At 72.7% G+C, this 22,468-nt stretch carries 19 protein-coding genes; 9 read left to right on the plus strand and 10 right to left on the minus strand.

The genetic code is table 11. The annotated features are described in order from the left end of the window. The gene (locus BM314_RS18830) at nucleotides 1-2,358 is read right to left on the minus strand and encodes a penicillin acylase family protein (RefSeq protein WP_091979496.1); all 2,358 of its coding nucleotides are present in this window, start codon (nucleotides 2,356-2,358) and stop codon (nucleotides 1-3) included. Beyond that, a complete protein-coding gene (locus BM314_RS18835; RefSeq protein WP_170868145.1) occupies nucleotides 2,355-3,899 on the minus strand; it encodes an acetolactate synthase large subunit in 1,545 nt (514 codons plus the stop codon). The genes BM314_RS18830 and BM314_RS18835 overlap by 4 nt, the downstream gene beginning before the upstream one ends. A gap of 209 nt (nucleotides 3,900-4,108) precedes the next feature. On the opposite strand from BM314_RS18835, the gene BM314_RS18840 reads away from it, so the two are divergent. After that, nucleotides 4,109-5,710, plus strand: a complete 1,602-nt coding sequence (locus tag BM314_RS18840; RefSeq protein ID WP_091979499.1) for an ABC transporter substrate-binding protein — start codon at nucleotides 4,109-4,111, stop codon at nucleotides 5,708-5,710. A 4-nt stretch (nucleotides 5,711-5,714) separates the two neighbouring features. Further along, nucleotides 5,715-7,106, plus strand: coding sequence for an amidase (locus BM314_RS18845; RefSeq protein WP_091979500.1), 1,392 nt, complete (start codon nucleotides 5,715-5,717; stop codon nucleotides 7,104-7,106). Between the two features lie 135 nt (nucleotides 7,107-7,241). Here BM314_RS18845 and BM314_RS18850 read toward each other — a convergent pair whose 3' ends face one another. Both BM314_RS18850 and BM314_RS18855 read right to left on the minus strand, forming a co-directional pair. Further along, nucleotides 7,242-7,529 (minus strand): hypothetical protein, encoded by a 288-nt coding sequence (locus tag BM314_RS18850; RefSeq protein WP_244539977.1) that lies wholly within the window; start codon nucleotides 7,527-7,529, stop codon nucleotides 7,242-7,244. A 178-nt stretch (nucleotides 7,530-7,707) separates the two neighbouring features. Beyond that, the gene (locus BM314_RS18855; RefSeq protein ID WP_091979503.1) at nucleotides 7,708-8,412 is read right to left on the minus strand and encodes a sigma-70 family RNA polymerase sigma factor; all 705 of its coding nucleotides are present in this window, start codon (nucleotides 8,410-8,412) and stop codon (nucleotides 7,708-7,710) included. Nucleotides 8,413-8,614: 202 nt separating this feature from the next. Here BM314_RS18855 and nthA point away from each other — a divergent pair, with 202 nt between their 5' ends. The 3 genes from nthA to BM314_RS18870 are packed head-to-tail and all read left to right on the plus strand — an operon-like array spanning nucleotide 8,615 to nucleotide 10,274. Beyond that, nucleotides 8,615-9,298, plus strand: coding sequence for a nitrile hydratase subunit alpha (gene nthA, locus BM314_RS18860; RefSeq protein ID WP_091979505.1), 684 nt, complete (start codon nucleotides 8,615-8,617; stop codon nucleotides 9,296-9,298). Then, nucleotides 9,295-9,954, plus strand: coding sequence for a nitrile hydratase subunit beta (gene nthB / locus BM314_RS18865; protein ID WP_091979506.1), 660 nt, complete (start codon nucleotides 9,295-9,297; stop codon nucleotides 9,952-9,954). The genes nthA and nthB overlap by 4 nt, the downstream gene beginning before the upstream one ends. Then, a complete protein-coding gene (locus BM314_RS18870) occupies nucleotides 9,951-10,274 on the plus strand; it encodes a nitrile hydratase accessory protein (RefSeq protein WP_056525624.1) in 324 nt (107 codons plus the stop codon). The genes nthB and BM314_RS18870 overlap by 4 nt, the downstream gene beginning before the upstream one ends. On the opposite strand, the gene BM314_RS18875 is transcribed toward BM314_RS18870, so the two are convergent. Further along, entirely contained in the window at nucleotides 10,262-11,137 is an 876-nt protein-coding gene (locus BM314_RS18875) for an MBL fold metallo-hydrolase (protein WP_091979507.1), read from the minus strand. The two genes, BM314_RS18870 and BM314_RS18875, sit on opposite strands and share 13 nt — an antisense overlap. Nucleotides 11,138-11,342: 205 nt before the next feature. Next, complete coding sequence (locus BM314_RS18880) at nucleotides 11,343-12,353, minus strand: SDR family oxidoreductase (protein WP_091979509.1); 1,011 nt, start codon at nucleotides 12,351-12,353, stop codon at nucleotides 11,343-11,345. A 190-nt stretch (nucleotides 12,354-12,543) separates the two neighbouring features. Here BM314_RS18880 and BM314_RS18885 point away from each other — a divergent pair, with 190 nt between their 5' ends. From BM314_RS18885 to pbpC, 4 genes are all read left to right on the plus strand, one after another. Then, entirely contained in the window at nucleotides 12,544-12,813 is a 270-nt protein-coding gene (locus BM314_RS18885) for a hypothetical protein (protein ID WP_020093716.1), read from the plus strand. 154 nt (nucleotides 12,814-12,967) lie between these two features. Further along, nucleotides 12,968-16,381, plus strand: a complete 3,414-nt coding sequence (locus BM314_RS18890) for an acyl-[ACP]--phospholipid O-acyltransferase (RefSeq protein ID WP_091979510.1) — start codon at nucleotides 12,968-12,970, stop codon at nucleotides 16,379-16,381. A gap of 154 nt (nucleotides 16,382-16,535) precedes the next feature. Beyond that, a complete protein-coding gene (locus BM314_RS18895; protein WP_020093718.1) occupies nucleotides 16,536-16,751 on the plus strand; it encodes a hypothetical protein in 216 nt (71 codons plus the stop codon). 139 nt (nucleotides 16,752-16,890) lie between these two features. Beyond that, a complete protein-coding gene (pbpC, locus tag BM314_RS18900; protein ID WP_244539980.1) occupies nucleotides 16,891-18,963 on the plus strand; it encodes a penicillin-binding protein 1C in 2,073 nt (690 codons plus the stop codon). A 22-nt stretch (nucleotides 18,964-18,985) separates the two neighbouring features. On the opposite strand, the gene BM314_RS18905 is transcribed toward pbpC, so the two are convergent. The 4 genes from BM314_RS18905 to BM314_RS18920 form a co-directional block, all read right to left on the minus strand. Continuing rightward, the gene (locus BM314_RS18905) at nucleotides 18,986-19,423 is read right to left on the minus strand and encodes a hypothetical protein (protein WP_091979514.1); all 438 of its coding nucleotides are present in this window, start codon (nucleotides 19,421-19,423) and stop codon (nucleotides 18,986-18,988) included. Beyond that, nucleotides 19,420-20,253, minus strand: a complete 834-nt coding sequence (locus BM314_RS18910; RefSeq protein WP_091979515.1) for a nucleotide-binding protein — start codon at nucleotides 20,251-20,253, stop codon at nucleotides 19,420-19,422. Before BM314_RS18910 ends, BM314_RS18905 begins: the two co-directional genes overlap by 4 nt. A gap of 616 nt (nucleotides 20,254-20,869) precedes the next feature. Then, nucleotides 20,870-21,583 (minus strand): MarC family protein, encoded by a 714-nt coding sequence (locus BM314_RS18915; RefSeq protein ID WP_042671900.1) that lies wholly within the window; start codon nucleotides 21,581-21,583, stop codon nucleotides 20,870-20,872. Between the two features lie 5 nt (nucleotides 21,584-21,588). Continuing rightward, on the minus strand, nucleotides 21,589-22,323 hold the full coding sequence (locus BM314_RS18920; protein WP_042671901.1) for a class I SAM-dependent methyltransferase: 735 nt from the start codon (nucleotides 22,321-22,323) through the stop codon (nucleotides 21,589-21,591). Nucleotides 22,324-22,468 lie beyond the last annotated feature (145 nt).

Raw genomic sequence — 22,468 nt, forward strand, 5'->3', positions numbered from 1 at the left:
TCAGGCGGGGCTCGGGGTCAGCGTGATGACCGTCTCGGTCGCCGCGTCCACGGCCGCGCGGCCGTAGAGCATCGGCACGTAGTCCTGGCGCCCCCAGACCGGGGCCAGGTCGGCGTAGTGCGGACTGCCCGGGTCCCCCGACTGGCCCGGCACGTTGATGAAGACCGAGCGGTCCCAGTCGCCCACGTCCACGACCATGCGGAACGAGGCGCCATGGGTGAGCCGGAACGTGTCGGTCCGGTACTCCGCGTGCATGACCGATGCCGCGGCGCCACCCACGGGCAGCGGGCCGACGTCCCAGCCGGATCCGGGCGCCAGGGCCGTCAGCGGGTGCGCGAACAGCGCGTGGTGCAGGCGGCCCCAGGACCAGCCCGCGGGGTCGGCGCCCATCCGCTCCCGGCAGGTGCGAAGGCCGGCGCCGAGGGCGTCGGTGAGCAGGGACGCGCGGGTCGCCGGGTCGAGACCGGTCTCCAGCCGCTCGATCAGGCTCTGCGTGTCGCCGGGCGGGAGGAGGCGGCGTGTCCCGGCATCGGGCACGAGCGCCGCGACCAGGGCCGGGCGGAGGTGCCGCACCCAGACCACCTCGATGAGGGCGGCCGCCGCGGAGCCGTGGTGCAGCGCGCCGTCGAACGCGGCCAGCAGGGCCTGGGCCGCGGCGGCGTCGGGATCGCCCGCCGCCGGCAGGGCGCGCATCAGGTCGGCCAGCCGCCGGGCCGGCTCGGAGACCACGTCGCCCTGGAGCGCCCGCGAGTCCGCGAGGCTGTGCCGGTCCTGCCCGCCGAGGACCGCCCGGATGCGGCGGGCGCGCCAGGGCTCGGCCCACTCGAACCCGACCCTCCAGTCCTCCGCGGGATAGTCCGGCGGCAGGTTCATCTCGTTGGCGGTGGCGAGCCAGCCCGCTTCCGGATCGACGCTTCGGGGCAGGGCGGCGGGATCGTGGAAGCCGGCCCAGTCGTAGCGGCCGTCGCCCGGCACCGGCAGCAACCCGTCGTGGCCGGGCCGCACCGGCGCCTTGCCGGCCATGAACCACGCGATCCGCCCCGCCGTGTCGGCGTAGAGCTGGTTCACCGAGGGTGCGGACCAGTGGCGCAGGGCCTCGCCGAAGGCCTCGGGCGTCGTGGCGCCGAGATAGGCGAGGCTGCCGAGATAGGCGGCAGCGCCGGGCTCCGACCAGACGGTCCGAAGCGCGAAGGCGCGGCCCCTCTCCTCGCGGAGCACCGGCCCGTGCCGGGTGAAGCCGAGGATCACGGTCTCGTCCGGGCCGCCGCGCACCGGGATCCGCTCGGCGACGCGCGCGATCCGTTCCCAGCCGTCGCCGGAGCGGTAGCGGTCGGGATCGGCCGGGTCGGTCTCGCAGACGAACAGGTCCTCCTGATCGATCGGCGCGATGGTGAGGCTGAAGGCGGCCCGGCCGTTATGGCCGATGGAGATGCCGGGCAGGGCCGGCTCACCGGCGCCGATCACGTCGAGGCCCGGCGCGGTGAGGTGGACGGCGTAGCGCAGCGAGGGCTGCAGGTAGACCCGGTGCGGGTCGCTCGCAAGGATCGGCCGCCCGGTGGCGGTGCGGGACGGCGCCACCGCCCAGTTGTTCGAGCCCTCGGCCGGCTCCTTCGGCGCGGCGCGGGGACCGCGCGTGACGGTTCCGTGCGCGTCGACCTTGGACCAGTCCCAGGCCTCGGCGCGCGTCGCCGCCGTCCGGTCCGGGTCGAACCCCACCGTCGCCGTGGCCAGCCTGAAGGCGTCGAGGAGGTCGTCGGGCCAGTCGGCGGCGTCGAGCCCGTCCGGGATGACCGGCTCGTGGGGCGGGCTGATCCGCTTGCGCAGGTCGTCGACGGCGAGCCCGTCCGCCGGGCTCCGAGCCCGGGCGAGCACCCGGGCGCGGGCGACCTCGGAGAGGACGTTGCGGATCAGCGCGTGGCTGCGGATGCGCACCACGTCCTCCGGCTGCCACGGGGCCGGGCGCGTGTCCGTCACGGCGAATTCCGGCGGGCGCAGGTCGGGCCGCGCCTCGGTGAGGGCGACGTAGGCGTTGATCCCCGCCACGAAGGCGGTGACGATCGCCCGCGTGTCCTGCGGCCCGTAGGCCGCCCACTCGGCCGCCATGTCGCCGCGGTAGAGGAACAGCCGGGCGGCCCGGTCCTGGGCGAGGTAGCCGGGTCCGAAATCCGCCGCCAGCAGGCCGAGGCCGCGCTTGCGCCAGAGGTCGAGCTGCCAGAGCCGGTCCCGCGCCGCGTTGAACCCCTGCGCGCGGAAGGCGTCGAGCGCGGTGCCGGCGCGGATATGCGCCAGCCCCCAGCGGTCGACGCGGATCTCCGCCGGCCCGTCGAGGCCGGGGAGGGCGTAGGCCGTCCCGCTCACAGAGCCACTTCGATGAGATGCGGCCCCTTGCTGGCCAGCGCGTTCTGGAACGCCTCGATGAAGTCCGGCAGGGTCTCGACCCGCCGCCCCGCGACGCCGAAGCCGCGGGCGAGGCTCACCCAGTCGATGGCCGGATCGTCGAGGCTGAGCATGCCCAGCGCCTTCGGACCGGGATTGAGCGCGCCGACATTGGTGAGTTCGGCCCGCAGGATCGCGTAGGACCGGTTCGACCAGACGAGCGTCACCACGTCGAGGTGCTCGCGGGCCTGGGTCCAGAGCGCCTGCACCGTGTAGAGCCCGCTGCCGTCGGCCTGCAGGTTAATGACCTTGCGGTCGGGGCAGGCCACGGCCGCGCCGGTCGCCATCGGGATGCCCAGCCCGATCGAGCCGCCGCTTAGCTGGAGCCAGGTGTGGGGCGCGGCGTCCCGGGTCAGGGCGAAGAAGTTGCGGCCCGTGGTGATCGACTCGTCGCAGATCACCGCGCCCTCGGGGATCAGCGCGCCGAGCACCTGCCCGATCGTGTCCTGGTCGAGGGGACCGGAGGTCGGGAGCTTCGGCCGCGGCCCGACGGCGACCGGCTCGGCGGGCGGGGCCGCGACGGCCTCGGCGAGCCGCTCGAGGGCGTCGATCTGGTCCTCCTCGGGCGTGGCCAGCGTGATCGTGGTGCTGCCCTCCGGCGCCAGCAGGCTCGGCTTGCCCGGATAGGCGAAGAAGCCCACCGGCGGCGTCGCGCCGATCAGGATGATGTGGCGGAAGCCCTTCAGGGCGTCGATGCCCTGGTCGATCGGGTAGGGGAGGCGCTCGATCGGCACGGTGCCGGCGCCGCGATCGATCCGGGCGTTGGAGGTCATCGCCATCAGCCGGGCGCCGGTCTTGCGGGCGATCCGGTCCGCGATGACCCGGCCCTCGCCCCGCACGGCCCGGTCGCCGAGATGCAGGAGCACCGGCTCGCCGCTCTGGAGAGCCTTCACGGCCGCCGCGATTGCGTCGTCGCCGGCCCGCGCCCGCTCGGGGATCGGCGGCACCGGCGCGGGGCCGTCGCCGGGATCCCAGGCGGTGTTGGCCGGAAGGATCAGGGTCGCGACCTGTCCCGGGGCGGTCCGGGCGGCCGCGATGGCGGCGGCGCCGTCGGAGCCGATCTCGGTCGCGCTCATGCCGGTCCGCACCCAGGAGGACATCGGATGGGCCAGCCCCTCGATGTCCGAGGTGAGCGGCGCGTTGTACTCGCGGTGGTAGGTGGCGTGCTCACCGACGATGTTGACGACGGGGGTGCGCGCCTTCTTGGCGTTGTGGAGGTTGGCCAGCCCGTTGGCGAGGCCGGGCCCGAGATGGAGCAGGGTCGAGGCCGGCTTGTCGGCCATGCGGGCGTACCCGTCGGCGGCGCCGGTCGCCCCGCCCTCGAACAGGAACAGGACGCAGCGCATGCCCTCGACCCGGTCGAGGGCGGCGACGAAGTGCATCTCGGAGGTGCCGGGATTGGTGAAGCAGACCTCGACCCCGCCCTCCACGAGGGTCCGGACCAAGCTCTCGGCCCCGTTCATGGCGCGCGGCGTCTCGTCGGTCACGGGCGTCTCCTTCGGGGGCCGGCCGTCCGGGCTGGCGACTCGCATTTTTTATTATCGTGGCGCAGCGGGCGCCACGCGCAAGGGGCGACGTCCGGCATCTTCTGTTCGCCGGACGCAGGGCCTAAGCCTGAGCGTGGCGCGGGAATTGCGCCCGGCGCGCCGCAACTTCGACGATTGGGATCCGGATGACATCTCGCCGCCTGATTGCCGCCGCCCTGGCGGGTACCGTGGCCCTGACGGGATCGGCCAGCGCCGAGAGCGTCCTGCGCATCGCCATGACGGCGAGCGACATCCCTACCACGACGGGCATGCCCAACAACGGCTTCGAGGGGATGCGCTTCCTCGGCTACCCGATCTTCGAGGGGCTGGTGCAGTGGGACCTCAAGAGCACCACCACGCTCGCCGGCATCGTCCCGGCGCTGGCTGAGCGCTGGGAGCAGGACCCGAACGACAAGACGGTCTGGACCTTCCACCTGCGCCAGGGCGTGAAGTTCCACGACGGGACGCCGTTCAACGCCGACGCGGTGATCTGGAACCTCGACCGCTACTTCAAGAACGACAGCCCGCAATTCGAGCCGCAGGGCGCGGGCATCTCCCGGGCGCGGGCGCCGCTGGTCGGGAGCTACAGGAAGGTCGACGATTCGACCGTGCAGATCACCACCACCCAGGTCGCCTCGTACTTCCCCTACATGGTGGTCTACCTGCTCTTCACCTCGCCCGCCTCCTTCGAGAAGGCCGGGCGCGACTGGAGCAAGGTCGCGGCCCTGCCGGCGGCCGGCACCGGCCCGTTCAGGATCACCCGCGTCGCCCCGCGGGAGGCGGTCGATCTCGCCAAGTTCGACGGCTACTGGGACCCGAACCGGATGGCCAAGGTCGACAAGGTCCGGCTGCTGCCGATCCCGGAGGCGAATGCCCGCGTCGCCGCCCTGCGGGCCGGCCAGGTCGACTGGATCGAGGTGCCGGCGCCCGACGCGATCCCGTCGATGAAGCAGGCGGGCTTCACCATCACCACGGGCTCGTACCCGCATGTCTGGCCCTATTTCTTCAACATGGGTGCCAAGGACAGCCCGCTGAAGGACGTCCGCGTCCGGCAGGGCCTGAACTACTGCATCGACCGGGCCGGGATCGTGGAGCTCCTCAACGGCACCGCCGAGCCCGCGAGCGGGTGGCTGAACGACCGGGACCCGAATTTCGGCAGCCCGAAGAACCGCTACACCTTCGACGCCGCGAAGGGGAAGGCGCTGCTGGCCGAGGCCGGCTACACCGACAAGAAGCCGCTGAGCCTCAAGGTGATGATCTCCTCCTCCGGCTCGGGGCAGATGCTGCCGATGCCGATGAACGAGTACCTGCAGGAGAACCTGAAGCAGGCCTGCAACGTCGACCTGACCTTCAACGTGGTCGAGTGGCAGGTGCTGCTGAATGCCGGCCGCGCGCTTCCCGACGCGCCGACCCTCCAGGGCGCGATGGCGCTCAACGTCTCGTCGCCCTCGTCGGACCCGGCCGTCATGGCGCGCTACTTCGCGGGCGACCGGTTCCCGCCGGCCGGCTTCAACTTCCCCACCTGGAAGGACGACGCGTTCGACGCCGCCCTCAAGGCGCTGGCCGAGACCACCGACGCCAAGGTGATCGACGCCCAGACCAAGGTCGCCCACGAGCGCCTCGTGGACAATCCGCCCTGGCTGTTCGTCGTCCACGACCTCAACCCCCGCGGGATGTCCAAGAAGGTCCAGGGTTTCGTCTCGCCGCAATCCTGGTTCGTCGACCTCACCCTCGTCAGCGTGCAGTGACCCCATGCCCGACATCGATCCCGTACACGCCTCCGCGGCCGAGCTCGGCCGCGCGATCCAGGCGCGGACCCTCTCGCCGGTCGACGCCGTCGACGCCCTCCTCGGCCGGATCGACCGGCTGGAGCCGAAGCTCCAGGCCTTCACGGAGGTCTTCACCGCCGATGCCCGCCTCGCCGCCGAGGGGGCCGACCGGGCGATCCGGTCCGGCCACGCCGTGGGGCCGCTCCACGGCGTCCCGGTCGTGCTCAAGGACCTGATCGACCTGGAGGGCCGGATCACCATGGGCGGCTCGGCCGCCCACCGGGCGCGCCGGGCCGCGCGCACCGCGACGATCGCCCGGCGCCTCATCGGCCAGGGCATGATCGTGCTCGGCAAGACCCACACGGTGGAGTTCGCCTACGGCGGCTGGGGCACGAACCAGCATCTCGGCACGCCGTGGAACCCCTGGGACGCCGAGACGCCGCGCACCCCCGGCGGGTCGAGCAGCGGCACCGGCGTGTCGGTGGCGGCCCGGATGGCGCCCTGGGGCATCGGCACCGATACCGGCGGCTCGGTGCGCCTGCCGGCCTCCTTCTGCGGGCTGACGGGCCTCAAGGTGACGGTCGGGCGCGTCTCGACCTGGGGGATCGTGCCCCTCTCGATGACCCTCGACACGCCCGGACCGCTGGCCCGCACCGTGGAGGACACGGCGCTGCTCTACGAGGCGATCTCCGGCCCCGATCCCCGCGATCCGACGACCCGCGGGGTCGCGCCGGACGCGCCCTGGCCGGCGCTGAACCGCGGGGTCCGCGGCCTGCGCCTCGGCCGGATGCCGGCCTCGGAGCGGGACGGGGTCGCCCCCGACATGCTGGCCGCCTACGACGCGGCCCTCGACCTCCTGGCCCGGCAGGGCGCCGAGATCGTCGACGTCGTCCTGCCGTTCCGGTTCAGCGACTGCGTGGCCATGAGCCAGATCACCAACGCGGAGGCCTACTTCGTCAACGGGGATTTGGCGGAGGATCCGTCCGCCCAGCTCGGCGACGCCGTCCGGGCCAGGATCCTGGCCGGCGCAAACGTCTCGGCCCAGGAGTATCTCGGCACGCTCCACCGCCGGGCCACGATGAAGCAGCAGTACGACGCCGCCCTCGCGGGCATCGACGCCCTCCTGACGCCGACCACGGAGAGCGCGGCCGTCGCGCTCGACGCCGTCGACGAGGCGCACCTCCCGTCGCGCTTCACCCGTTTCGGCAACCTGCTCGATCTCTGCGCCCTGGCGCTGCCGAACGGCTTCACCGCGTCCGGGCTGCCGCTCTCGCTGCAGATCGTCTGCCGCGGCTACGAGGAGACGACGGCGCTGCGGATCGGACAGGCCTACCAGCGCGCGACCGACTGGCACCTGCGCCGGCCGCCGGTGTGAGACCCGCGGAGTCTCGGCGCCTCCGGCGTTCGGCAGCGGACCTGCCGACGCCCCCGTCCTGCGGGAGACCGCGGGCGATCCGGTGACGCGGAGACGCGGAGACGCGGAGACGCGGAGACGCGATCCACGGCCCCGTCAGGCCCGCCAGAAGGTCAACAGCCACCAGACGCCCGTCAGAACGAACCAGAGGAATCTCACACCTCTGATGAGTTCATTGATCCCGAGGTACTCCATGAGGAAGCCGCCCAGGCAGGCCACATAGATGAAGGCGATGACCGTGGCCGTGGCCGGCGTGAGGATCCCGAATCCCCAGACCGCGGCGACGACGGCGAGGCCGAACGCGCACAGGCCGAAGGCGAGAAGGACGGGATGCGCCGCGCACCACTGCGCCACCCTGTCGTTGTCTGCGGACACGTGCTGCATGTGCGCCCCCGAATCGATGACTGACATCGACCATAAGGGCCGCGGCGTCCGGTTCTCGTGACGACGCGCACAGGATCGGCGCGGGCCCGGCGGCGGATCCACATCCTGCGTGCGGCGGCTCGGTGCGGCGGTGGCGGAGCGCGGCAGCGTCAGGCTGCGCCGCTCGGGGACGCATCGATCACGCGGCCGGAGCCTGCCCGGCCACGACGACGCCGAGCGTGTCGAGGAGCGACGACCGGGCACGGCTCACCCGGCTCTTCACGGTGCCGACCTGGCAACCGAGCATGACCGCGGCCTCCTCGTAGGTGTGACCCTCGGCACCCACCAGCAGCAGCGCCTGACGCTGCGCGGAGGGCAGGTCGCCGAGACGCTCCCAGACGACCTTGAGGGTGCTGGCATCCTCCTGGTCGGACGGGCTGGTCATCTGCCCGGCATGCGTCCCGTCCACGTCCTCCACCTCCCGCCGCGTCTTGCGCAGGTCGGTGTAGAACTGGTTGCGCAGGATCGTGAACAGCCACGCGGTGAAGTTGGTGCCGGGCCGGAACCGCTGCTGGTTGGCCCAGGCCTTCACGAAGGTCTCCTGCACCAGGTCGTCGGCGCGGCTCACGTCGCCCACGAGCGACAGGGCGAAGGTGCGCAGGGCCGGCAGGGCCTTGATGATGTCGCCGCGGAAGTCGAAGGGGACCGTCTCGCCGTGCGCCGTGATCGCCGCCTCGAAGCGGGACACCAGGGCCGCGAGCTGCGCCGGCAGGGGCTCCAGCTCCACGACCTTGAAATACTCCCGGATCGGCAGGGCGAGGTGCTGGCCGATGGAAGCGGCGTAGCCGGCCCCGTCCCGGGTGCCCGCGCCTCCGTCTGGCCGGTCCGCAGCGTCCTCAGTCATGAACGTTTCCGCCTCCAACGCTGGTATACTGGAATAGCTCTAACGTCGGTAGCGGTGGAATCCTGAACCGATGCCAAACGCTCCCAATTGTGACAGGGAATTTAAGCATGGTGACCGGGGTGACAACGGCGGCTGGATCCGGGCCCCCGGGCTGGCAGCGGCGGGCCGGTCGATGCAGAGTGCGCAGCGTCAGGAGAGCGGGATGACCCACGATCACGCGCAGCACGCGCATGGCCACGACGATCACCACCACGATCACCACCACGATCATCACCACGGCAGCGACCTGTCGCCGGTCGAGGCCCGGGTGCGCGCCCTGGAATCGCTGCTGACCGAGAAGGGCTACGTCGACCCGGCGGCCCTCGATGCCCTGGTCGAGCTCTACGAGACCAAGGTCGGCCCCCACGCGGGGGCCCGGGTCGTGGCCCGGGCCTGGACAGATCCCGCCTTCCGGGCGCGGCTCCTGGCCGACGCCACGCCGGCCATCGCCGAGTTGGATATCGGCGGCCGCGGCGGCGAGCACATGGTGGTGGTCGAGAACACGCCGGAGATCCACAACCTCGTCGTCTGCACCCTGTGCTCCTGCTACCCGTGGCCGGTGCTCGGCCTGCCCCCGGTCTGGTACAAGGCGCCGCCCTACCGGGCGCGGGCGGTGATCGACCCGCGCGGCGTGCTCGCCGAGTTCGGCGTGACGCTGCCGGAAACCACCCGCATCACCGTCTGGGACTCGACGGCCGAGACCCGCTACATGGTCCTGCCGATGCGCCCGGCCGAGACCGAGGGCTTCTCCGAGGAGGCCCTGGCCGCCCTCGTCACCCGCGATTCCATGATCGGTACGGGCCTGCCCAGGGCGATCCCGGTCGCGCCCGCGGAGATGCCGGTATGAACGGAGCCCAGGATCTCGGCGGGGCGCACGGCTTCGGGCCGGTGGTGCCGGAGCCGGACGAGCCGGTCTTCCACGCCGCGTGGGAGCGCCGCGTCTTCGCGCTGGCCATGGCCATGGGCTACACGGGCGCCTGGAACCTCGACGGCAGCCGGGCCAACCGCGAATCCCTGCCGCCGGCGGAATATCTCGCGTCGAGCTACTACGAGATCTGGCTCAGGGCGCTGGAGAAGCAGGTCGTCGGCACCGGGCTCGTGACGCCGGCCGAACTGGCGAGCGGCCGATCCGCGGAGAAGGCCAAGCCCGTCGCGCGGGTCCTGGCCCGCGAGGGCCTGGAGCAGCGCTTTCGGGCCGGCTTCCCGAGCAGCCGCGCCGCCGATGCCCCGGCGCGCTTCGCGGTCGGCGACGCCGTCCTGGCGCGCAACATCCACCCGACCGGCCACACGCGGCTGCCCCGCTACGTGCGCGGCAAGCGCGGCCGGATCGTGCGCGTCGACGGGGTCTTCGTCTTCCCCGACACCAACGCCTACGGGTCGGGTGAGAACCCGACCTGGCTCTACACGGTCGCCTTCACCGCGCAGGAGCTGTGGGGCGAGAGCGGCGACCCGGGCGGAGTCGTCACGGTGGCGGCCTTCGAACCGTACCTGGACCCCGCGTGACCGCGCCGTCGCCCAGCCCCTTCGCGGCGCCCTGGGAGGCGCAGGTCTTCGCCCTGGTTGTCTCCCTGCGCGAATCCGGGCTGTTCACGTGGTCGGAATGGGCGGACCGCCTCGGCCGCCAGATCCGCCCCACCGAGGCCCCCGAGCAGGCGGCCGATTACGGCGCGTGGCTCGCGACGCTGGAAGCGCTCCTGGCCGAGCGGGGCGTGGCGGGGCCCGAGAGCGTCGCGGCGCGGACCGAGGCCTTCCTGCGGGCCGCGGAGGCCACGCCCCACGGCCAGCCGATCCGCCTGGAGAACGACCCGCTTTACCGGCCCTGAGCCCGCAGGCTGTCGAGCGGCACCGGCGCGGCGTGCGATCGGCCGCTCATCAGCTGGTCGAGCAGGGCCAGAACCTCGGCCCGCCCGCAATTGCGGGCGGGCTCGAACGGCGTCCAGGTCTGGGTGAAGTCGAGGCGCTCGAACACGTCGCGGTAGCGGCGCAGCTCGCTCGGCGTGAGCGGCACCCCGCGCACGAAGGCCTTGTGGGCCGAGATCGTGGTGGCGCGTCGGAAATCCGCCGGGTCGAGTTCGAACTTCAGGGCGTCGCCGCAGAAGCAGATCTTTCGCCCACGGTCGTACAGGATCGCGTGGCCATCGAAATGGCCGGCGGTGCGGTGCAGCTCCAGCCCCGGCAGCGGCTCGAGGAAATCGTCGTAGGGCCAGCTCACCTGGAGCGCCGCGCTCCACGTGAAGTCGGCCGCCGGCAGGCACAGCTCCGGGTCGAACCGGTCCTGGAGCTGCGTCAGCGCCCCGTAGGAATGCGGGTGCGAGGCCGACAGCACAGCCATCCCGCCGAGCCGCTCGATCTGGTCGAGGGCGGCCTCGCTGAAGACCGGGCAGCCCTCGAAGCCCATGTTCCCGTGCTCGGTCCGGATCAGATAGGCGGACGGCCCGATGCCGGAGACCGGCTCGTTCCAGAAGCGCCAGACGCCCGGCTCGAGCTCCCGCCAGTGGCAGGGAAAGGCCTCCTGCGCCTCGCGGGCGGTGCGGAAGCGCCAGCCGTCCTGCGGCACGACGTGGCGGGCGTCGAGGCACATCGGGCAGGCGGCCGGCACCTCGAAGTGCCGCTGCCAGAACCCGCAATTGTCGCAGGTGTAGGCGGGCAGCTTCAGGGCGCCCGCGAAGGGCAGATAGCCGGGCATCGTCTGGGACCTTCCTCGGGGCAGTGTCTATAGATGGTCCCGGTTCAGCCGCCCTCTCCGTCATCGCGAGCGCAGCGAAGCGACCCAGGGCAGCGCGACACCGGGGAGCGTAGCGCCGGCTGGATTGCTTCGCTCCGCTCGCAGAGACGGCGGCACGCCTATCAACCGGAACGGGTGTAACAGGCGGCGCGGTCGGTTACAGCCGTCAGGTCCGCCCGGGCAGGCGGCGCGCCGACCGGGCGGCGTGGACGGTGCCGGCGAGGCCGACGAGGGCCAAGCCGACGAGGCCGCCGACCACGACGTCGCGGGTGCGGCTCGTGACGAACTCGGCGCGGCTCGCCTTGGTCCGACCGGAGAAGCGCCCGTCGATCCCGGCCGGGCCGGGCACGGGGGCCTCGAGATTGCCCGCCATCTCGGGGATGGTCTCGTTGGAGAGCTGGGCCGACCACATGGAGGCGGCCTTGCGGTCGGCGAGCGCCGGCGCCAGCGCCTGGGCGGCCGCCATCATCACCGAGGACCGGCCGACCCAGACCTCCCGGCGCGGGTGCTCGACCGCATACAGGATCGCGTCGGCGCAGAGCCGCGGGTCGAAGACCGGGTCCGGCGCGTACTGGCGGTGGCCGGTGCGGTTGCGCGCCCAGTTGAACTGCGGCGTGTTGACCGCCGGCAGGTAGATCACGCTGAGGCTGACATTGACCCGGTCGTGCAGCAGCTCGCAGCGCAGGGCGTCGGTGAAGCCCGAGACCGCGAACTTGGCCGCGCAGTAGGGCGCCTGCAGGGGCGCCGCCCGGATCGCGAGGCCCGACGAGACCTGGATGATCGCGCCGCGGTCGCGCCGCTTCATGTAGCGCAGGGCGGCGAGCGTCCCGTAGACCTGGCTGAGATAGGTGGTCTCGGTCACCCGCCGGTACTCGTCCGGGGTGATTCGGTCGGCCGGGTTCACCACCGTCGACATGGCGTTGTTCACCCACGCGCGGATCGGGCCGAGCTCGCGCTCGACCCGCTCGGCGGCCGCGTCCACGGCCTCCGGGTCGGCGACGTCGGCGCCGATCGCCAGCACCGGCTGCCCGTAGGCGGCGAGCGCCCGCTCGGCCGCGGAGAGACGGCCGGGATCCCGCGCGATCACCGCGACCGACCAGCCGCGCGCGGCGAATTCATGCGCGGTGGCGAGCCCGATTCCGGCCGTGCCCCCCGTAACGACCGCAACCCGTGCCATACCGACCTCATCCGCGACAGACCGAACCGGCAACACGGTGCGGCGCGCTCGGTTGCGCCGCCCGATTGGGCCGGAACGTCACGGGGATAGCGATCGCGATACCGATTTCGCGGACCGGGACGCAACGTCCGACCGCGGCCGCTGTTGACTGCCTGTACCGCGTCATGCCGAACCATCGAGGGTCGCAGCCATGCGCACTGGACGACGCTTCTCCCTCTTCTCGCTCCCGATCGATCCCTGGCCGCAGGCGTCCCTGGCCGAGCGGACCGCCGTCGGGATGGTCCTGACCGGCCTGCTGCTCGTGCCGGCCTGCGCGGTCGGGGCCGCGCTCCTCGTGTTCACGACGCTCGCGGCCCACGTGTACTGGTCCTACGATCTCGGCGCCTCCCTGCACGCGTTCATCGCCCGGCATGCCGGGGCCGCCGTCGCGCGGCGCGGCCGGCTCGTCCATAAGGCCTGACGCGCGGGAGCGGATCGACGGCCGGGCGGCGTTGAGCCGTGCCGGTCCACACGGCCCGGCCGCGCGGCCCCCGCGATCCCTGTGCGTTCGCCTCGGTCCGATTTGACCTGACGGTCTCTCGTGGGCCAGTCAGGTTCGGAACCGAGAGATCGCCATGTTCCGTACCCTGATGTCTGCGCGGCGCTTCGCGCCGCTGTTCTGGTGCCAGTTCTTCTCGGCGTTCAACGACAATTTTCTGAAGAACGCGCTCGCCTTCCTGATCCTGTTCGGGATCGGCGGCCAGGCGGACGCCCATGCCGGCGTCCTCGTGACGCTCGCGAGCGCCGTGTTCATCGGGCCGTTCTTCATCCTGTCGGGTCTCGGCGGCCAGTGGGCCGACCGCTACGACAAGGCGCTGATGGCGCGGCGGCTCAAGTTCGCCGAGATCTTCGCGGCCGGAACCGCCGTGCTCGGCTTCCTCCTGCACTCGATCCCGGTGCTGTTCGTGGCGCTCGGCCTGTTCGGGACGATCGCGGCGCTGTTCGGCCCGATCAAGTACGGGATCCTGCCGGACCATCTCCGGCGCGAGGAGCTGCCCGCCGGCAACGCCCTCGTGGAGGCGGCGACCTTCCTGGCGATCCTGCTCGGCACGATCGCGGCCGGCGCGGCCTCGGCGATGGGCGGCTCGGGACTCGTGTTCGGCGTCCTGGTGATGGGCTTCGCCGTCCTGTGCTGGCTCTCGGCCCGGATGATCCCGGCGACCGGCGAGGGGGCGCCGGACCTGCGCGTCGACCCGAACGTCGCCCGCTCGACCTACGCGCTGCTGCGCGACCTCTGGGCCGACACGCGGCTGTGGCGCGGCTCGCTCACGGTGAGCTGGTTCTGGCTGGTCGGCGTGGTGGTGCTGTCGCTGCTGCCGGTACTGGTGCGCGGCGCCTTCAACGGCACCGAGACGGTGATCACGCTGCTGCTGGCGCTGTTCTCGATCGGCATCGCGGTCGGCTCCGGCCTCGCCTCGTGGCTCGCCAGCGGCCGGATCGTGCTGCTGCCGACGCCGGTCGGCGCGGTGCTGATGGGCCTGTTCGGCCTCGACCTCGCGTGGACGATCGGCCACCTGCCGGCACCGCCCGCCGAGCCGATCGGCCCCCTCGGCTTCCTGCAGACCGGCCACGGCCTGCGCACCGGGATCGACTTCCTCGGGCTGGCGATCTCCGGCGGCCTCTACATCGTCCCGTCCTTCGCGGCCGTGCAGGCCTGGGCCGAGAAGGCGATGCGCGCCCGGATCATCGGCGCGGTCAACGTCATGACGGCGGCCTTCATGGTCGCCGGCACCCTGGCGCTCGCGGCGCTGCAGGGCGCGGGCCTCACGATCGCGAGCCTCCTGGCGGTGGTGGCGGTGCTGAACCTGATCGTCGGCGCGCTCGTGTTCGCGACCCTGCCGACGAGCCCGTTCCGCGACTTCCTGTCGATCCTGTTCCGGGCCTTCTACCGGCTGGAGGTCCGCGGCTTCGACAACCTCGCGGCGGCCGGCCCGAACGCCATCATCGCCCTCAACCACGTCTCGTTCCTCGACGCACCGCTCGCGCTGTCGCTCCTCGAGCAGGAGCCGGTCTTCGCTATCGACAGCGGGATCGCGCAGCGCTGGTGGGTGCGCCCGTTCCTGCGCATCACCAAGGCGATGCCGCTCGACCCGACCCGGCCGCTCGCCACCCGGACGCTGATCAACGCGGTCAAGAGCGGCGAGACCCTGATCATCTTCCCCGAGGGCCGGCTCACGGTCACCGGCAGCCTGATGAAAGTCTACGACGGCGCCGGGCTGATCGCCGACAAGTCGGGAGCGATGGTCGTCCCGGTGAAGCTCGACGGCCTGGAGCGCACCGTCTTCTCGCGGCTGTCGCGCGGGCAGGTGCGCCGCCGCTGGTGGCCCAAGGTGACCGTGACGGTGATGCCGCCGGTGCGGCTGACCGTGGACCCCGCGCTCAAGGGCAAGGCGCGGCGGCAGGCGGCGGGCGCCGCCCTCTACGGGATCATGTCGGACCTCGTGTTCCGCACCGCCGACATCGACCGCGGCCTGATGGCGGCGCTGATCGAGGCGGGCGAGCGCCACGGCTGGAGCCGCAACGCCCTGGAGGATCCGGTCGGCGGCCGCCTCAGCTACAGCCGGCTCGTGATGGGTGCCAACATCCTCGGCCGCAAGCTGATGCCGCTGGCGCCCGTGGGCGGCCGGATCGGCGTCATGCTGCCGAACGCCAACGGCGCCGCGGTGACGCTGTTCGCCCTCGCCTCCGCGGGCCGGGTGCCGGCGATGATCAATTTCTCCGCTGGCCCCGCCAACGTGCTCTCGGCCTGCCGGGCCGCGGAGGTCAGCAAGATCCTGACCTCCCGGGCCTTCATCGAGAAGGGACGGCTGGGCCCGCTCGTCGAGGCGATCCGCGGCTCGGTCGAGTTGATCTACCTGGAGGACGTGCGGGCCGGCATCACGACGGGGGACAAGATCCGCGGCCTCCTGGCGCCGCGCCGCCCCCTGGTGGCGCGCGCCGGCGAGGATCCGGGGGCGGTGCTGTTCACCTCGGGCAGCGAGGGCACGCCGAAGGGCGTGGTGCTCGCCAACCGCTGCATGCTCGCCAACGTGGCGCAGGTGGCGGCCCGGATCGATTTCGGCCCGATGGACAAGGTGTTCAACGTCCTGCCGGTGTTCCACGCCTTCGGGCTCACGGCCGGGCTGGTCCTGCCCCTGGTCTCGGGGGTGCCGGTCTACCTCTACCCGTCGCCGCTGCACTACCGGATCGTGCCGGAGCTGATCTACGGCTCGAACAGCACCGTCCTGTTCGGGACCGACACGTTCCTCACGGGCTACGCGCGGTCGGCCCATTCCTACGACCTGCGCTCCCTGCGCTACGTCGTGGCCGGTGCCGAGGCCGTGAAGGAGACCACCCGGAAGACCTGGGCGGAGAAGTTCGGGCTGCGCATCCTGGAGGGCTATGGCGTCACCGAGTGCGGGCCGGTCGTCGCCCTCAACACGCCGATGTTCAACCGGTTCGGCACGGTCGGGCGGATCCTGCCCGGCATCGAGACCCGCCTCGAGCCGGTGCCGGGAATCGACGAGGGCGGCCGCCTGTCCCTGCGCGGGCCGAACATCATGCTGGGCTACCTGCGCGCCGAGAAGCCCGGCGTGCTGGAGCCGCCGCCGGGCGGCTGGCACGACACCGGCGACATCGTGGCGATCGACCCGATGGGCTTCGTCACGATCAAGGGTCGGGCCAAGCGCTTCGCGAAGATCGCCGGCGAGATGGTGTCGCTCGCCGGCATCGAGACGCTGGCCGCCGAACTGTGGCCCGACCGTCCGAGCGCGGTGGCGGCGGTGCCGGACGCGCGCAAGGGCGAGCGGCTGATCCTGTTCACGCAGGAGAAGGGCGCGACCCGGGCCGCCTACCAGAGCTTCGCCAAGGGCCGCGGCGCCTCCGACGTCGCGATCCCCGCCGAGGTGGTGGTGCTGGACGCGATCCCGATGCTCGGCACCGGCAAGGTCGACCAAGTGGCCGTCACGAAGCTCGCGCTGGAGCGGGCGAAGGAGAACGCGGCGGCTTGACGGTCGCGGCCAAGCCTCCCGCGTCACCCAAACGGGGGATGCGGTGCTCCCCGGGATCCGCTCGTATCGTGAATACAGCCGTGATTCGAACCGCTTGACGCGTTCGGGGCGCGGGTCTGAGGGGGACTCGGTACGCAACGGCGAGGGACAGATCATGCGGAAGGGCAGGCGAGTTCCGGCTTGGCTGGCGAGGCGGACCTACTTCAAGCGGATCGAGCGCTGGGCGAAGCCCGGCAAGGCGCGCAAGGCGGCGCAGCCCCCTGAGACACCGGCAGCCGCGATGCCCTCCAACGTCGTGCCGTTCCCGATCCGGATGAATCGGCCGGATCGACCCGCCTTCGAGGACCTGCGGGGCGTCGGCACGGCCTAGAGGCCGGCTCCGCCGGGGGCTTGCCGGGCGCGCGGGAACACGGGATCCTGCGCCGTCGGAGCCGAGACCGGGAGGATGCGTGCCGCACGACGGGTCGGATCCGCGCGCGTCGGCGCCTCCCCGGAAGCGGGCGAGGGGCCTGCGCGCGGCGCTCGGGGCGACGGCGCTCGGTCTCGGCCTCCTGGGGGCCGGCACCGCCGCGCTCTGGCGCTACGCCGACGCGCTGCCGCCCCTCGACCTGGCCGCGGCCGAATCACGCTCGACGGTGGTGCTGGATCGGTCCGGCACGCTGCTGCGCCCCTTCGCGACCGCGGACGGGCGCTGGCGCCTGCCGGTCACCGCGGAGGCGGTCGATCCGCGCTACCGGGCGATGCTGCTCGCCTACGAGGATCGCCGCTTCGCCGCGCATCCCGGCATCGACCCGGCCGCGGTGCTGCGCGCCGCCGGCCAGTGGCTGACCCGCGGCCGCATCGTGTCCGGCGCCTCCACCCTGTCGATGCAGGTGGCGCGCCTCGTCGAGCCGCGGCGCGAGCGGTCGCTCGAGGCCAAGCTCCGCCAGATGGCGCGGGCGGTCGCGCTGGAGCGGCGCCTCGGCAAGGCCGGGTTGCTCGACCTCTACCTGGCGCTGGCCCCCTACGGCGGCCCGCTGGAGGGCGTGCGCGCGGCGAGCGTTGCGTATTTCGGGCGCGAGCCGGTCCGGCTGACCGCCGCGCAGGCGGCCCTGCTCGTCGCCCTGCCGCAATCGCCCGAGACCCGCCGTCCGGACAGGTTCCCCGAGCGCGCCCGCGCCGCCCGCGACCGGGTCCTGGCGGTGGCCGTCGCGCGGGGCATCCTCACGGCGGCGGAGGCCGAGGCCGCCCGGGCCGAGCCGGTGCCGACGACGCGCAAGCCGTTCCCGATGCTCGCGGCGCACGCCGCCGAGGAGGCGGTGGCGGCCGATCCCGGTGCCGCCACGATCCGCCTCGCGATCGACGGGCGCCTGCAGGAGCGGCTGGAAACTCTGGCGGCCGAGCGCGCCGCCGCCGCCGGCCCGGACCTCTCGGCCGCGATCCTCGTCCTCGACAACCGCGACGGCCGGGTGCTCGCCCAGGTCGGCAGCGCCGGCTACTTGGACCCCGCCCGGCGCGGCGCCATCGACATGACCCTGGCGGTGCGCTCGCCCGGCTCCGCGCTGAAGCCCTTCGTCTACGCCATGGCCTTCGCGGACGGTCTCGCGCATCCCGAGACCCTGCTGGAGGATCGCCCGGCGCGCTTCTCGGCGAGCTACGCGCCGGAGAATTTCGACCTGACCTTCCAGGGCACGGTCACGGCCCGGCGGGCCCTGCAGCTCTCGCTGAACGTGCCGGCGGTCGAGCTGATGGACGCGGTCGGTCCCGCCCGCTTCATCGCCCGGCTGCGCGCCGCCGGGGCTGGGATCCAGCTCCCGCGGGAGGCGGCCCCGGGGCTGCCGGTCGCGCTGGGCGGCCTCGGCATCACGGTCACCGACCTCGCCCGGCTCTACGCGGGGCTCGCCCGCGGCGGCGCGGTTCCGGACCTGCTGCGCCGCGCCGACGGGGTCGCGGCCGAATCCCGGCACCGCGTCGCCGAGCCCGTGGCGGCCTGGTACGTCGCCGACATCCTGCGTGGGACGCCGCCGCCGGAGAACGCCCTTCCGAACCGCATCGCCTACAAGACCGGCACCTCCTACGGGTACCGCGACGCCTGGGCCGCCGGCTTCGACCGTCACGCGACGATCGTCGTCTGGGCCGGGCGCCCGGACGGCGCCGCTGTGCCGGGGCTGGTGGGCCGCACCGTCGCGGCGCCGATCCTGTTCGACGCCTTCGCGCGCCTCGGGATCGAGACCGAGCCGGTCCCCCAGCCGCGGGACGCGCTGGTGGTCGGGACGGCGGGCCTGCCGCCGCCGCTGCGGCACCTGCGGCGCGAGGCGGCCGAGGCGGCGGGACCGGCGCTGCGGATCGCCTATCCGCCGGACGGGGCGCGGATCGATCTCGGCCTCGCGGCGGACCGGCACGGCGCCGCGGCGGGCGGCCCGGGTCTCGCCCTCAAGGCCCTGGGCGGCGTGCCGCCGCTCACCTGGCTGGTCGACGGTCAGCCGGTCGTGCAGACGCCGCGGCGGAAGGCCGAGTGGGCCCCGGGGGGCGCGGGCTTCGCGCGGATCTCGGTCCTGGACGCGACCGGCGCCAGCGACAGCGTGTCCGTCCGCCTCGAGTGAGCCGACGGCGGGTTCCTTCGGCTCAGCGACCGAGGCCGCGCTGGGCGCCGGCTGGGCCGCGCACCTCGCAGGATTCCAGCGCCGCGGCGAGGCGCGCCGCGCTGGCCGCGGACCCGTAAGACAGGTTGAGGACAGTGGAGAGGATCCCGACGCTCACGAGCACGCCGAGGGCGGCCGCACCGAGCAGAACGGCGGTGATCAGCCTGTTGCGCCGCAGGTCCGCCGTCAGCGCCCCGATGAGGTCCCGGTTGTGTTCGGCGAGACCGTTCCGCGCCGCCACCAGCTCGTTGTACATGTTCGTGATGGCGTTGGTGGACATGTACACCAGCAGCAGGTGGACGACGAAGTCGTCGTCCGTCGTGGTGTTGAGGGCGGCCGCGATCCGCACGGCGAGCTGACGCTCCCAGGGCTGGAGATCGCGGCCGTGGACCGACCGGTAGAACCGCTCGAGGTTGGTCACGGCCGGAGGGCATCCCGCCACGCCGTGTGGAAGTTGCGCCGCAGGCGGCGGCCCTCGACCCGCAGGCGCATCGGCGCGCTGTTCGCCAAGGCCTGCCAGGTCGTGTTCTGCACCCGCAGCGCCTCGATCAGCCGCTCGCCGATCCGCTCGATCTCGATGACGCGAAAGTTCGACTGCTTCCGCAGGGATCGCACGAGGTCGGACGATTCGAGATAGTCGAAATTGGTCGCCTGGGCGGTGTTCTTCGCCAGGATCGCCCGGTCGCACTCGATCAGCATGGGCCGGAGTTCCCGCAGGACCTCCAGGGCGGTGGGATCGACCGCGCCGGCCGCGACCACCACCGCGAGGCGGACATTCGCCTCCCGGCAGCTCTCCACGATGATCTCGGTGCAGCGGCGGGTCGTCTCGGTGTCGCCGGCCGGGAAGTCGACCACGACGAGGCGCTCGGCCGCCTCGGTCACGCGCTCGATCAGGTCCTGGCACAGGGTCGGGTCGACGCGGCCCGTGCTGTCCTCGGCGCGCAGGCGCTGCCGGATGGCGGTGATGCCGGGACGGCGCGGGACGAAGTTGTCGCTGCCGGGCGTGGTCTCCTGCATGAGCGCAGTGTGGAAGTGCCGGTTGGCCGGGTCGGTGTCGATTGCCAGCACCGGACCGACCTCCGCGCAGAGATCGGCCACTTGGAGGGCGATGGTCGTCTTGCCGACGCCGCCCTTGCCGCCGAGGCAGAGCACGAGAACCTTCGCGGCGGCGCCCAGGAGATCGCGCTGGATGTCCTGGATCTCGTCCGGGCTGTACCAGGCCGGAACCTTGCTCTGCGTCGTGTCGGTCATGCGGTGTCTCCTTGCTGATACGCGCGGGGTGGCCGCCGGACGCGCGCTCCGCGCGCGGCACCGGGCTGCGGGATCTCGGGGGTTCACGGGCTCGGGCCGGGCCGCACGGCCCGCGTGGGCGGGACGCGGCGCGCGCCGGCTCGACGGCGCGCCCGGGATGCCGGTCGCCTCACGCGCGGGATCCGGTCGTGCACGGGTCGCCAGAGGCGCGGCCGCCTCGTGCTCGAGGCCCGGATGCGGACGGCCGACGCTCGGGTTCCGCGATGACGTCCGTCGCCACGATCTGCACTCCGTTGCTGGATCCGCTTCGCCGACGGCTCCGGCCGCAAGTCTTCCTCGCCGCGTCCGAGGGCCATGCATGATCATGCTCGGACCTAGGGAGGACGCAAGCCTCGAAAAATCGGATCTCTTCTCGACGAATGCTCTAGAATGAGATCGTTAATGAAGATTTATATTTATAGAATATGCAATAATGAGCGAATTACGACTATTACATCTGCATGAACACACAACATCCTGGACATCGTCCGCAATTCGATCGATTCGGCCGGCCGGAATCCGCGCGGGTCATCTGGGATGCGGGCCTTGCCCGGCCCTGTCGGCGGTGACCCGGTCGTCACCGCGCCGCGGCGAGGGGCGCGAACACGTCGATGAGGCCGTTCACCAAGATCTGGGTCCCGACGCACAGGAGCAGGAAGGCGAAGAGGCGGCCCATCACCCGGGCGCGGGCCGGGCCGATGAAGGCGACGACCCGGTCGGCGGAGGCGTAGAGAACCGCGACCGTGGCGGCGACCGCGAGGGCCGCCAGCGTGACGCCGATGTAGAAGCCGAAGCGCTCCGCGTAGGCCTCCGGCCGGTTGGCCCCCAGGGTGATGGCGACCGCGATCGTCCCCGGCCCGGTGGTGAACGGGAGCGTCAGGGGGAAGAAGGCGATGTCGGAGAGGGGGCCGGGCGCCGGGTCGCCCGGCGGCTCCGCGGGGGCCGGGCCGCGGCCCGCCGACCCGGAGGCCTCGGCCTGCTTGCGCGCCTCCCGGGCCTCGGGCCGGTTCAGCTGGGTCCAGGCCGACGACATGACCACGAGGCCGCCGGCGATGCGCAGCGCCCCCAGGGTGACGCCGAAGAAGTTCAGGATCGGCGTGCCCGCCCAGAGGGCGCCGAGCATCACCAGGGCGGCGTAGACGCCGATCCGGCGCGACAGCAGCACGCGCTCGGCGTGGCTGAAGGCGCCCGCCACCTGCGCGAAGATGAAGGCGCCCCCGACCGGGTTCACGATCGAGAACAGCGCCGACAGGGCGAGCAGGAACTGCTGGGTGGTGAAGTCGAGGCTCATCGAGGTCAGCCCGGGGAGGGGGCCGGCACCAGCACCCGGGCCGGCGCGAGGCGGCGGGCGCGCCGCACCTGCTGGACGGCCACCGGCCGGTACAGCTGCTTCGTCGCGTCGACCACGTGCAGGCCCGCGAAGGGCAGGGACAGGCCGGTGCCGAGCCACTCCCAGGCGGGCCCGGTGCGCAGCATCAGGCGCGAGCGGGCCGGCGGCATGTACAGGGTCTCGGCCCAGCTCACCGGCGAGAACAGCGTGTCGCGCATGAGCCGCCCGAGCTGCGAGCGGCTGTAGGGCTGGCCGTGGCCGAAGGGCGTCGCCTCCCGGCGGGCCCAGACGCCCCGGCGGTTCGGCACCACGAGGATCATGCGACCGCCCGGTGTCAGGGTGCGCCAGACCTCCTGCAGCAGCTCCGTCGGGCTCTCCACCGATTCGAGGGCGTGGACCAGGATGACCCGGTCGATGGCGGCCTCCGGCAGCGGCATCATGGTGGGATCGGCGAGCGCCGCGCAGGAGCGCCCGGTGCCCGGCCAGTTCACCACGCCCTGCGAGGCCGGCATGAAGGCGAGGGTGCGCTCGGCGATGCAGTGGACCGGGCCGAGATACGGCGTCGCGTAGCCGATCCCGAGGACGCGCAGCCCCGAGACCGAGCCGAGGAAATCGTGGAGCGCGCGGCCGACCACGCGGTGCGTCGTGCGGCCCAGAGGGCTGGCGTAGAAGGCCCGCAAGCCGTTGACGTCGAGGCGCATGGAGGGACAGGAGATCGCGGACGGAACGGTCGTCGTAACCAATGGTGAGCCGCGCGCCGCGCGGCAAGCGCCGGAGGAACCTCGCCGGACCATCACCTGTTCACGGCAACAGGTTTCGCGCCGCTTCGCGCCCGTTCGCGTTCTT

Source organism: Methylobacterium sp. 13MFTsu3.1M2 (genome assembly GCF_900112625.1).
Taxonomy (GTDB): Bacteria; Pseudomonadota; Alphaproteobacteria; order Rhizobiales; family Beijerinckiaceae; genus Methylobacterium.